Origin of the sequence: Agromyces tardus (assembly GCF_003710805.1) — a bacterium.
In the GTDB taxonomy this organism is placed as follows: domain Bacteria; phylum Actinomycetota; class Actinomycetes; order Actinomycetales; family Microbacteriaceae; genus Agromyces; species Agromyces tardus.
This window is the reverse complement of the sequence record NZ_RHHB01000020.1, coordinates 39659-51261: the sequence shown is the minus strand read 5'-3', so window position 1 is coordinate 51261 and position 11603 is coordinate 39659. Positions and strand designations below refer to the sequence as shown.

Here is an 11603-nt window from a genome sequence, read left to right as displayed (position 1 = left end):
GGCGCGGTCGTGGCGCGCCCCCGGCCGGGCCCGCCCCCGCCGCCCGCGCCGCCCGGCGTGGATCGCGCGCTGCCAGCGTCGCCCGACGGCGAGGGCGTGTTCGTCGTCGTGAATCGCTCGTCGGGCACGAGCGTCGTGCGCTCCGATCCCGCCGCGGTGCTCGCCGAACGGCTTCCGCTCGCGGAGCTGCACGAGCTCGCCGAGGGTGAGGACCCCGGTGCCGTCGTGCGGGCCGCGCTCGACCGCGAGGATCCGCCCCGCATCGTCGGCGCGTGCGGCGGTGACGGATCCGTCGCGGCCGTCGCCCATGAGGCCCGGCGCGCGGGCGTGCCGATGCTCGTCGTGCCCGGCGGCACGTTCAACCACTTCGCACGCACGGCGGGCGCGGCATCCGTCGACCTGGCGATCGATGCGCTGCAACGCGGCGAGGGCGTGCGGGCGGATGTCGCGGAGCTCGCCTTCGGCCGGCAGGCGCCGATCACCGTGCTCAACACCGCCTCCGTCGGCGTCTACCCGGACTTCGTGGCCGTCCGGGAGCAGCTCGAGGAGCGGGTGACCAACAAGTGGCTCGCCGCGACCCTCGCCGCCTCCCGCGTGCTGCGCCGTTCCGACCCCGTGACCGTCGTGCTCGACGGGCGGCGCGCCACGGTCTGGACGCTGTTCGTCGGCGTCGGCCGCAACGACCCGGGAACGCCCGCGCCGCTGCAGCGGCAGAGCATCGACGACGGCGTGCTCGACGTGCGCGTGCTGCACGCCGGATCGCGCAGCCGCGTGGCCGCCTCGCTCGCGTTCGGCCGGCGCACCGCCGGGGTGTTCCGCGCCCTCCGGCTCCTGCCCGAACGCGTCGAGTCGTTCACCGCGCACGAGCTCGACGTGCTCGTGCGACCGCGCGGCGGACAGCCCCCGGGGTTCGCGCACGACGGCGAGGTCGCGCTCGACGCGCCCGCCGAGGCATCCGCCGACCTCGCGAGCCCCGGCTACCGCACCACCATCCGCATCGTGCCGGGGGCGCTCGACGTCTACCGCCCGGCCACCGCACCCGCGACGACGGCGTCGCAGACGAGGGGGAACCCGTGAATCCGTATGAGCACCGGCCCTGGCTCGCCCACTACGCCGAGGGCGTGCCGGCCGACATCGACGAGCCGACGCAGACGCTCGTCGACCTGATCGACGACTCGGTGCGCCGCTTCGCGAAGCGCCCCGCGCTCGAGTTCTTCGGCGCCGAGACGAGCTATCGCGGCCTCGGCGAGCAGATCGCGCGAGCTGCGGAGGGGCTGCGGAAGCTCGGGGTGCGGGCGGGCGACCGGGTCGCGCTCATCCTGCCGAACTGCCCGCAGCACGTGGCGGCGTTCTACGCGGTGCTGCGGCTCGGAGCGATCGTCGTCGAGCACAACCCGCTGTACACCCCGCCCGAGCTGCGCCACCAGTTCGAGGACCACGGCGCGACGGTGGCGATCACGTGGGACGCCGTGGCCGACACCATCGCCGACTTCCCCCGCGACATCCGCCCGAAGCACATCGTCGCCGTCGACCTGACCCGGGCACTGCCGTTGCTGAAGCGCCTCGCGCTGCGCCTGCCGATCCCGAAGGCACGGGAGTCGCGCGCGGCGCTCACGACCCCGCCCCGCGCCCGCGGCGTGCTCGACTGGGAGCGTGTCGCCGGCGGACGGGCGCTGTCGAAGCGGCATCCGCGTCCCACGCTCGACGACACCGCGCTGCTGCAGTACACGAGCGGCACCACCGGCATCCCGAAGGGCGCCATCCTGAGCCACCGCAACCTGCGCGCGAACGCCATGCAGGGGCAGGCCTGGGTGCCCGGGCTGCGCGAGGGCGACGAGGTGTTCTACGGCGTGCTGCCGCTCTTCCACGCGTACGGGATGACGCTCTGCCTCACCTTCGCGATGAGCATGGGGGCGCGGCTCGTGCTGTTCCCCAAGTTCGACGTCGAACTCGTGCTGGCCGCCGCCAAGCACACGCCGCCGACGTTCCTGCCCGCAGTGCCGCCGATCTACGACGCCCTCTCGCGGGCGGCCGAGCGGCGCGGCGCCGTCGGCCTGCTGTCGCAGGTCCGCTTCGCGATCTCCGGGGCGATGAGCCTGCCGGTCGCGACGGTCGACCGGTGGGAGTCGACGACGGGCGGCCTGCTCGTCGAGGGCTACGGCATGACGGAGTCCTCACCGGTGGCCGTCGGCAACCCGATGGGACCGACCCGGCGACCGGGGACGGTGGGCGTGCCGTTCCCGAGCACGGAGATCCGCGTTGTCGACCCCGCGAATCCCGACGAGGACCGGCCGGCCGGCGAGGAGGGCGAGCTGCTCATCCGCGGGCCGCAGGTATTCCAGGGCTACTGGCACCGGCCCTCCGAGACCACCGACACGCTGCTGCCGGGCGGCTGGCTGCGCACGGGCGACATCGTGCGCGTCTCCGACGACGGCTTCGTCACGATCGTCGACCGGGTGAAGGAGCTCATCATCACGGGCGGCTTCAACGTGTCGCCCTCGGAGGTCGAGGGCGTGCTGTTGCGGCATCCCGACGTTCGCGGCGCCGCCGTCGTCGGCCTCCCGCGTTCGTCGGGCGGCGAGGATGTCGCGGCCGCCGTCGAGCTGCGCGAGGGCGCCGCGTTCGACGCGGCCGCGCTGCGCGAGTTCTGCCGCAAGAGCCTCACGCCCTACAAGGTGCCCAAGCAGGTCGTGCAGGTCGACGAGCTGCCGCGCTCGCTCATCGGCAAGGTGCTGCGGCGCCAGGTGCGCGACCAGCTGCTCGCGGAACGCGCGGCCGGCTGAGCAGGGGGGCCGCCCGCGCGCCCCCGCTGCTTCGCGTCCGCGAGCTCCCGCTCCTTCCCGCCCGCCCATCTCGCTCCCGCCTCGCGCCCCCGCCGTGCTTCCGCCGCGGGAGTGAGTTTCCGTGCTGGAGTGCCACGCACGGTCTACTCCAAGCACGCATACCTCACTCCTACGCGAAGTGGTCGGCGCCGGCGCGACGAGAGTGCAGCAGCGGAATGCGCAGTGACCTCGCGGTCGCTCGAGGTCCCTCCATCCCGCGGGAGTGAAGTTTCCGTGCTGGAGTGCCGAGCGCGGCGTACTCCAGCACGCAAACCTCACTCCCGCGCGAGGTGGTCGGCGCGGGAGGGGCGCAGCGCGGCGCGGGAGGGGGCGGGAGCGCGGCGCGGGAGGGGCGGGGAGCGGCGCGGAAGGGGCGGGGAGCGGCCCCGAAGGGGCGGGCGTCCCGCGCTACAGCTCGATGCCCACGAGCACGGGCTCGGGGTGCAGCACGATGCCGAACTCGGACTGCACGCGACTGCGGACGAATCGGGCGAGCTGGGCGATCTCCTCGGCGGTCGCGCCGCCGCGGTTCGTGAGCGCGAGCGTGTGCTTCGTGGAGATGCCGGCGCGCGAGCCGGGCAGCGCGAATCCGCGGCGCACCCCCGAGTGCTCGATGAGCCACGCGGCCGAGAGCTTCACGAGCGGCTCGGCGGGCGCAGCATCCGTCGACGACTGCGCCTGCTCGAGCGAGGCCTGGTGCGCGAGGAACGCGTCGAGCGGCGACTCGCTCGCGAGCGTCGCGAGGGGCGTGACCTCGTCGGGCTCGTCGGGCTCGACGTACCAGCGCGGCGCATCGGCCGGCAGGGTGCGCGCGACCCGCTCGGTGACGATCGGGTTCGTGAAGAACGATCCGGCGCTCACCGAGTCGGGGTCGGCGGGGTCGAGCACCATGCCCTTGCCCGCCCGCAGGGCGAGCACGGCCTCGCGCACCGCGGCCACCGGCACGCGGTCGCCGAGCTGCACGCCGAGGGCGTCGGCGAGCTGGCGGTAGGCGATGGGCGTGCCGAGCGCCTCGCCGAGCACGGCGCGCTCGGCCGCGGTGTCGTGCAGCACGAGGTCGACCGAGACCACGACGCCGCGGAGGCCCTGCTTCAGCACCGAGGTGCGGTAGCCGAGCTCGAGTTCCTCGGCGGTCATGACGTGCGGCTCGTCGTCGCCCTCGGCGAGGAACTCGATGCCGACGAGCGCGGCCGCGAGCTCCTGCCCGTAGGCGCCGATGTTCTGCACGGGCGACGCGCCCACCGAGCCGGGGATGCCCGAAAGCGCCTCGAGTCCCGCGTAGCCGTGCTCGACGGTCCACGCGACGAGGTCGTCCCAGTTCTCGCCGGCCTGCACGCGCAGCCGGACGACGGCGTCGGCCGCATCGGCCGGCGCCGGCAGCACCTCGATGCCCTTCGTCGCCACCCGGATCACGGTGCCGTCGAACCCCTCCTCGCCGACGAGCAGGTTCGATCCGCCGCCGACGACCATCCAGCGCCCGCCCTCGTGCTGCGCCTCGGTGACGAGTTCGACGAGGTCGCGCTGGGTGGTGGCCGTGACGAGGTGCGCGATGGGTCCGCCGACCTGCAGCGTGGTGAGGTCCGAGAAGCGTGCGTCGGTCATGTCAGCGGAGCACCACGCGCACCTGCGCCTTGCCGAGCACCGTCGCGCCCTCGAACGAGACCGTCAGGTCGATGCGGGCGGCGCCGGCCTCGGCGTCGAGCTGGCCGACCTTGGCCGACACGGTGAGCTCGGCGCCCGACTCGGGGTCGACCACGACCGGCCGCGTGAACCGCACCTGGTAGTCCACGACGCGGGCGGGGTCGCCGGCCCAGTCGACGACGGGCTGCACCGCGAGGCCCATGGTGAGCATGCCGTGCGCGAGCACGCCCGGCAGGCCGACGGATGCCGCGACGTCGTCGCGGTAGTGGATGGGGTTGAAGTCGCCCGACGCACCGGCGTAGCGCACGAGCGAGTCGCGGGTGAGCGCGAACGTGCGCTCGGCGACGACGTCGCCGACGGCGAGCGCGTCGAAGTCTGGGGTGGCGGCGGGCATCACTCGTCTCCTCGCACGACGAGGGTGGAGATCGCCGTGACGACGTGCTCCCCCGTGGCATCCGCGATCGCGGACTCGGCGGTGACCATCGAGTGCGCCCCGAGGGTCTTCACGCTCGACACCGTGAGGGTGGCGACGAGCTCGTCGCCGGCGACGATGGGCCGCGAGAAGGTGAAGCGCTGGTCGCCGTGCACGACCCGCGTGAAGTCGATGCCGGCGTCGGGCTCGGCGAGCAGCTGCGCGAGCGTGGACTCCTGGACGACGACGGCGAAGGTGGGCGGCGCGACGACGTCGGCGTGGCCCGCGGCGCGCGCGGCGTCGACGTCGTGGTTGATGGGGTTGGTCGCGAACACGGCGCGAGCGAACTCGCGCACCTTCTCACGGCCGACGAGGTAGGGCGGGGTGGGCGGGAAGACGCGACCCTGCAGCTCCGGATTCACTGGCACCGTGCAAGTCTACGCAGGGGCACGCGCGGGCTCGGGGCCGGTCGGCGCTGCTCCGGGGCAGCGGGCGCTCGCAGGGGCGGGTGCCGTGGCATCCGCCCCGTCGCACCCGGAGGTCAGCGCTTGCCGCCGCCCAGGAGTCCGCCGAGCAGGTCGCCGAGGCCGCCGCCCGAACCGCCGTTGCCACCGCTGCCGCTGCCGCCGAGGAGCCCGCCCAACAGGTCGCCGATGCCGCCGCCCGCGGCGCCGCTGCCGCCACCGCCCAGCAGTCCCCCGAGCAGGTCGCCGATGCCGCCGCCCGAGCCCTCCGAGCCGCTCGAGGCATCGGCCTGCGGCGCGGACTTCGCCTGCCCCTTCGCGAACTGGCCCGCGAGGAAGCTCAGCACGATCGGCGCGAGGATCGGCAGCAGCTTCGCGATGAGGCCCGTGTCGGCCTTGCCCTGCGAGCCGAGGGTCTGCACGACCCGGTCGGTGTTGGCGCCGAAGACGTTGTGCACGATCTTGTCGCCGTCGTCGGCGTCGACCTCGTCGAGGTTCACGCCGCCCGCGAAGAGCGACGGCGGATGCTGCTGCACGGCCCGCTCGAGGGATGCGGCGCCGGCCGGGTCCTGCGCGTTGGCGCCCATGCCGCCGAGGAGCGCCGGCAGCGCCTCGTCGACCGCCTGCCGGGCGGTGGCCTCGTCGACGCCGAGCCTGCCGGCGAGGTCCGAGATCGGGATGTTGGCGATGATGTCGTCGTACGCGGCCATGCGGCTCCCCCTTCGCGTGCCCGCCGTCGGGCACCCGGTCTCACGCTAACGGGCGGCGGGCGGCGCCGGAAGGCGCATCGAGGGGCTTCCCAGCGGACCTGGCGGACGGGCGGGGCGCGGGCGCGGCGGCGGGTCAGCCCAGGAAGATCGCCACGAGCAGCACGAGGTAGATGAGCACGAAGATCGTGGGCGCAACGAACTTCACGACCTGCATCCAGAACGCGGATGCCGCGACGCGGCGCCCGAGCGCCGTGACCGGCGGCAGCGCCCGCAGGTCTTCGACCACGGCGAGCCCCTCGTCGGCGGCGCTGATCTGCGCGACGGCGCCGAGCACGCCCGAGGCGAGCAGGATGCCGGCGGCGGCGAGCTTCGTGGCGAGCGCCGCCTGTCCGAGGCCGAGCATGAGGAACCAGACCGTGAGCGCCAGCAGGAACGTGGGTGCGAGCTGCGCCGCGATGATGTGCCAGCGGCTCGCGCGCCAGGCGGCGATGAGGTCGTGCTCGGTCATGTGCGCCTCCCGGTGCGTGCTGGGGCCACGCTATCGCGCGGCTGCGACATCCGTCAGCCGGGTCTTGCACAATCTGGCTAATGCTATTAGCCTGTGGGCTATGGACATCAACTCAGCCGCCACGGTGCAGCACCTCGCCCGCCCGGACGGCAGCATCTCGTACACCGTCGTGGGCGAGGGCCCGCTCGTCGTCGCCGTGCCCGGCATGGGCGACCTGCGCGGCTCGCTGCGCGAACTCGTCGGCCCGCTCGTGGCGGCCGGCTACCGCATCGCCGTCACCGACCTGCGTGGCCACGGCGACTCGACCACCGGCTTCTCCGAGCACGGCGACGAGGCCACCGCAGGCGACCTGCTCGCCCTCGTGCGCGAACTCGGCGGCGGCCCGGCCGTGCTCATCGGCAACTCCATGGGCGCCGGCGCGGGCGTCATCGCCGCCGCCGAGGCACCCCGCGAGGTCGCCGGGCTGGTCGGGCTCGGGCCGTTCCTGCGCAACCCGCCCGCGCCCGCCGCGATGCGCGCCGTGATGCCGCTGCTCTACCGCGTCGTGCTCGCACGGCCGTGGGGCGCGCGCTTCTGGCGCGGGTACTACGCCTCGCTCAATCGCGGGCGCCGCGCGCCGTGGCTCGACGAGCACCTCGCCGCGCTGTACGCCTCGTTCCGCGACCCCGCCCGGCTGCGCCAGTTCCGCCGGCTCACGGTCGTGCTCACGCACGAGCCCGCCGAGCGCCGCATCGACGACGTCGAGGCGCCCATGCTCCAGGTGTACGGCGCCCTCGACCCCGACTACGACGTGGCGGTCGAATCCGGGTGGGCACGCGAGCACGGCGCGCAGGTGCTCGTCGTCGACGACGCGGGCCACTACCCGCACGCCCAGCGCCCCGACGTCACGGTGCCCGCCGTGCTCGAGTTCCTCGCCGGGCTGCGCGACCCCGCGGCATCCGGCGGGTGGCGGATGCCGCAGCAGCACGCCCAGGGCTCGGCGGCGAAGGGCTCGGCCGCCGACGGAGCGGGGCACGCCGGTGCCTAGGGCGGGGCTCAGCCGCGACGCGGTGGTCGACGCCGCGCTCGCCGTCGCCGACGCGGCCGGACCCTCCGGGTTCGACACCCTCACCCTCGCTGCGGTCGCCGCACGCACGGGCGTCGCGGTGCCGAGCCTCTACAAGCACGTCGGGGGCCTCGACGACCTGCGCCGGGGCGTGGCCCTCGTGTCGGTGCGCGCGCTCACGCGACGGATCGCGGGCGAGGCGATGGGGCGCTCGGGGCCCGACGCGGTGCGGGCCGTGGCCCGCGGCATCCGCTCGTACGCCACCGAGCACCCCGCGCTGTACGCCGCCGCGCAGCACGCCGCCGACCCGCAGGACCCCGCCGACGCCGAGCTCGGTGCCGCCGGGGCGGAGGCGGTCGCCGCGATCGCGACCGTGCTGCGCGGGTTCGGGGTGCCCGAAGAACGCACCGTCGACGCGGTGCGCATGCTCCGCGCGTGCGTGCACGGCTTCATCGCGCTCGAGCAGGGCGGCGGGTTCGGCCTGCCCGACTCGCTCGACGAGAGCTTCGAGGTGGTCGTCGCGACCGCGGTCCTGGGGATCGAGCGGCTCGCCACGGCCTGAGACGCGCGGCAGCCTGAGACGCGCGACGGCCTGAGACGCGCGACGGCCTGAGACGCGGGCGCGACGCCCTCGGGCCGAGCCGGGGCGCGACGCCGCCGACCGGCGCCGCGCCCTCGACGGTCAGCCCCGCGGCGCCAGCACGTCGGCCGGGTCCACGACGACTGCGCCGTCGACCACCGTCAGCAGCACCGGCGACGTCGCGAACGCGTCGGGATCGGTCGTGAGCGGGTCGTCGGCGAACACGGTGAGGTCGGCGGGCATGCCCACCTCGATCGTGCCGCCCTGCTCGCCGACCGACCGCCACCACTCGCTCGTGTGGCCCTCGAGGGCCGCGGCCCGGGAGAGGGCCTGCGACGGTTGCACCGGCTCGAGGTCGGGACGCCCCGCGGGGCGGCGCAGCGTCGCGGACGCGAGCGTGGCGCGCGGGTCGTACGGGGCGATCGGCCAGTCGGAGCCGAGCGCGACGATCACGCCGCGCGCCCGCAGGTCGCCGATGCGCCAGGCGCGATCCGCCCGCTCGTCGCCGAGGCGCTGCGACCAGTTGTCGGTGTGGTCGGCGCGGCTGTAGAGGGTGCAGTGGGTCGGCTGCATGCTCGCGGCCACTCCCGCACGCACCATGAGCTCGAGCACGTGATCGGGCAGCGTCTCGATGTGCTCGATGCGGTGCACCGTGCCGTTGGGCGCCTGCGCGGCGAGGGTCTCGGCGACGAAGCCGATGCCCCGGTCGCCGATCGCGTGGGTGGTCGTCGGGATGCCGCGGCCGTGGAAGAACGCGACCGCCTCGGCGTACTGCGCCTCGTCGAGCCAGAGCGACTCGGTCGACTCCCCGCGGGTGTCGGGCTCGTAGAGCCACGCGGTGCCGTTGTCGATCGTGCCGTCGATCATGAGCTTGATGCCCGTGACGTGCCAGCGGCGGCCGGCCCGGCCCTGCAGCGCCGCGAAGCGCTCGAGGTCGCCTTCGGCGAACCCGGGCATGACCCACGGCGAGATGCGCAGCCGGATCGGCAGCTCGCCCCGCCGCTCGAGCTCCTCGAGGAGCTCGAAGGAGTCGGGCGCCGAGAGATCGAGCATCTGGCCCGAGGTGATCCCGACCTCGGCCATGCCGCGGAACACAGCCCCGAGCGCCTCGACGCGCTCCTCGAAGGTCTGCTCGGGCAGGTGCGGCCAGACGAGGGACTGGGCGCTGATCTCGAGGAGCAGGCCGGTGGGACGTCCGTCGGGGTCGACCGCCACCGACGAGGCATCGGCGAAGGTCTCGTCGCCGGTGACACCCGCGATGCCGATCGCCTCGCGGGAGGCGAGCGCCGAGTGACCGTCGAACATGGTCACATAGGCCGGTCGCCCGTCGCCGATGCCGTCGAAGAGCGCGAACGACGGCTCGGCCGCGCCGAAGACGATGGGGTCGAGGCCCCAACCGAAGATCCAGGGCTCGTCGGTCTCGCCGACCCACGCTGCGAGCGCCGCACGTACGGCGTCCCACTCGCGGATGCCGGAGAGGTCGACGCCGCGGGTCATCTGCAGGCCCATGATGGGGTGGATGTGGGCATCCACGATGCCCGCCGTGACCGTGCCGCCCGCGACGTCGACGACTCGGTCGGCGGCATCCGCCCACGCATCGGCCGCGTCGGCGGCGCCCACCGCGACGATGACGCCGTCGCGCATCGCGATGAAGCCGGGCTCGGCGGGCACGCGGCCGGCGAGCACGTCGGGGGTGATGACCGCGCCCGCGCGGACGACGAGTTCGGTGCGCTCGCTCACGCGGCCACCTCCTCGCTGCCGGAGCCGCCGCCGATCCGCGCGTACACGTCGGGGCGGGTGCGCCGCCACACCAGGGCGAGCACGACGCCGACGGCGAACGTGACCGGGGTGATGCCGATCAGGATCGCGTTGATCACGGGGCCCGCTGCGGTGAGCAGGTCGTAGGAGGCGCACAGGATGCAGAGCACGCCCGTCTGCAGCAGGCCGGCGACGATCGCCGCGGGCAGTACGTACCACCGGCGTTCCAGGTGCCGGTGCTTCACGAAGTAGACGACCACGGCGAGGCACGTGAGGATCTGGAGCACGATGATGCCGATCACGCCGGGGCTGTTCACCCACAACAGGAGCTGCAGGTAGGGGTCGAGTCCGAGCACCGCGAAGATGCCGACGACGACCACGGCGAGCACGGTCTGCAGCACGCCGGATGCCACGGGCGATCCGGTCTTCGGGTCGGTGCGGTGCAGGGCCTTCGGGAGCACGCCGTCACGGGCGAGCGAGAAGGTGTAGCGGTTGATCGCGTTGTGGAACGCGAGCTGCGAGGCGTACACGCTCGTGATGATCAGCAGGTACATGACGAGCTCCGCCCAGGCGCCGAGGTAGTGGCCCGCCTCGGCGAACACGAGCCCCGCCGTGTTCTCGGCCGCGGCCTGCACCGCATCGGATTCGCCGAGGCCGATGATGAGCGCCCAGACGATGAATCCGTAGAAGACCGCCATGAAGATCACGGAGATGTAGGTCGCCCGCGGGATCGTGCGGTCGGCGTCGCGCGCCTCCTCGCGGTACAGGGCCGTCGACTCGAAGCCCATGAAGGCGGCGAAGCCGACGCCGAGGATCGCGAACATGCCGGGGTTGAGGAGGTTGGCCGGGTCGAACGAGCCGAACGTGATGCCCGCGGCCCCGCCCTGGGCGAGGATGACGACCGCGAGCACGACGAGGATCAGCGCCTCGAGCGTGAGCAGCACGCCGAGCACCTTGGCGCCGACGTCGATGCCGCGCCAGGCGACGAGGAACACCGCGGCGATGCCCACGAACGCGATCGCCCACCACGGCACGTCGATGCCGAACTCGTTCGCGAGCAGGGCCTGCCCTTGTGCGCCCATGAGGCCGTAGAGGCCGATCTGCAGCGCGTTGTAGGAGACGAGGGCGACGAGCGAGGACCCGAGGCCGACGGCCTTGCCGAGGGCCGCGGTGATGTAGGTGTAGAACCCGCCGAGCGAGCGCACGTGGCGGGTGAGCGCCATGAACGCGATCGCGAAGATGCCCAGGATGATGCCGGCGACCGTGTAGGCCAGCGGAGCCGAGACGCCGCCGACGAGGATGGCCAGCGGTGCGACGCCGGCGATGATCGTGAGCGGGGCCGCCGCCGAGATCACCATGAAGACGATGCCGCCGGTGCCGAGCGCGTTGCGGCGCAGGCCCGCCGGGGCCGGCGCGCGTCCGGGCTGCACGCCTCCCGGCTGCCCGCCGCCGGGCTGCGCGCCTCCGGGCTCAGCACTCACGGGTTCGTTCGGCTCCCTGTCGATGAGGGTCATTGCTCGGCTCCTTTGCTCGAGACGTCACGGTCGATCCGGACGGCTCGGGGGTTGCGGTCAGGAGCCATGGTCGGCGCGGGACGTTTCGAGCGCGTCACGAGAATCGATCGATTTCGTGAAGTTAATCGATTGTGCACCATGGATTCCGC

At 73.9% G+C, this 11603-nt stretch carries 11 protein-coding genes; 4 read left to right on the top strand and 7 right to left on the bottom strand.

The window, feature by feature from the left end:
- Both EDM22_RS11245 and EDM22_RS11240 read left to right on the top strand, forming a co-directional pair.
- Positions 1 to 1077 (top strand): diacylglycerol/lipid kinase family protein (locus tag EDM22_RS11245; protein WP_245989333.1); only part of this gene is annotated, 1077 nt, incomplete at its 5' end.
- Positions 1074 to 2783, top strand: a complete 1710-nt coding sequence (locus tag EDM22_RS11240) for a long-chain-fatty-acid--CoA ligase (RefSeq protein ID WP_122937139.1) — start codon at positions 1074 to 1076, stop codon at positions 2781 to 2783. The genes EDM22_RS11245 and EDM22_RS11240, both read left to right, overlap by 4 nt.
- A 447-nt stretch (positions 2784 to 3230) precedes the next feature.
- Here EDM22_RS11240 and EDM22_RS11235 read toward each other — a convergent pair whose 3' ends face one another.
- The 5 genes from EDM22_RS11235 to EDM22_RS11215 all read right to left on the bottom strand — a co-directional run bounded on the left by EDM22_RS11235 (position 3231) and on the right by EDM22_RS11215 (position 6557).
- Positions 3231 to 4424, bottom strand: a complete 1194-nt coding sequence (locus EDM22_RS11235; protein WP_122937138.1) for a UDP-N-acetylmuramate dehydrogenase — start codon at positions 4422 to 4424, stop codon at positions 3231 to 3233.
- Position 4425: 1 nt separating this feature from the next.
- Positions 4426 to 4857, bottom strand: a complete 432-nt coding sequence (locus tag EDM22_RS11230) for a MaoC family dehydratase (protein WP_122937137.1) — start codon at positions 4855 to 4857, stop codon at positions 4426 to 4428.
- On the bottom strand, positions 4857 to 5303 hold the full coding sequence (locus EDM22_RS11225) for an FAS1-like dehydratase domain-containing protein (RefSeq protein WP_122937136.1): 447 nt from the start codon (positions 5301 to 5303) through the stop codon (positions 4857 to 4859). The genes EDM22_RS11230 and EDM22_RS11225 overlap by 1 nt, the downstream gene beginning before the upstream one ends.
- Before the next feature lie 113 nt (positions 5304 to 5416).
- Positions 5417 to 6049, bottom strand: coding sequence for a DUF937 domain-containing protein (locus EDM22_RS11220; protein WP_122937135.1), 633 nt, complete (start codon positions 6047 to 6049; stop codon positions 5417 to 5419).
- Between the two features lie 133 nt (positions 6050 to 6182).
- Entirely contained in the window at positions 6183 to 6557 is a 375-nt protein-coding gene (locus EDM22_RS11215; RefSeq protein WP_122937134.1) for a hypothetical protein, read from the bottom strand.
- Positions 6558 to 6657: 100 nt separating this feature from the next.
- On the opposite strand from EDM22_RS11215, the gene EDM22_RS11210 reads away from it, so the two are divergent.
- The gene (locus tag EDM22_RS11210; protein ID WP_122937133.1) at positions 6658 to 7584 is read left to right on the top strand and encodes an alpha/beta fold hydrolase; all 927 of its coding nucleotides are present in this window, start codon (positions 6658 to 6660) and stop codon (positions 7582 to 7584) included.
- Complete coding sequence (locus tag EDM22_RS11205) at positions 7577 to 8164, top strand: TetR-like C-terminal domain-containing protein (protein ID WP_122937132.1); 588 nt, start codon at positions 7577 to 7579, stop codon at positions 8162 to 8164. The genes EDM22_RS11210 and EDM22_RS11205 overlap by 8 nt, the downstream gene beginning before the upstream one ends.
- Before the next feature lie 120 nt (positions 8165 to 8284).
- Here EDM22_RS11205 and EDM22_RS11200 read toward each other — a convergent pair whose 3' ends face one another.
- Positions 8285 to 9922: an amidohydrolase gene (locus EDM22_RS11200; protein ID WP_245989332.1), complete on the bottom strand. Its 1638-nt coding sequence runs from the start codon at positions 9920 to 9922 to the stop codon at positions 8285 to 8287.
- Complete coding sequence (locus EDM22_RS11195) at positions 9919 to 11454, bottom strand: APC family permease (RefSeq protein WP_122937131.1); 1536 nt, start codon at positions 11452 to 11454, stop codon at positions 9919 to 9921. Before EDM22_RS11195 ends, EDM22_RS11200 begins: the two co-directional genes overlap by 4 nt.
- Between the last annotated feature and the right edge of the window lie 149 nt (positions 11455 to 11603).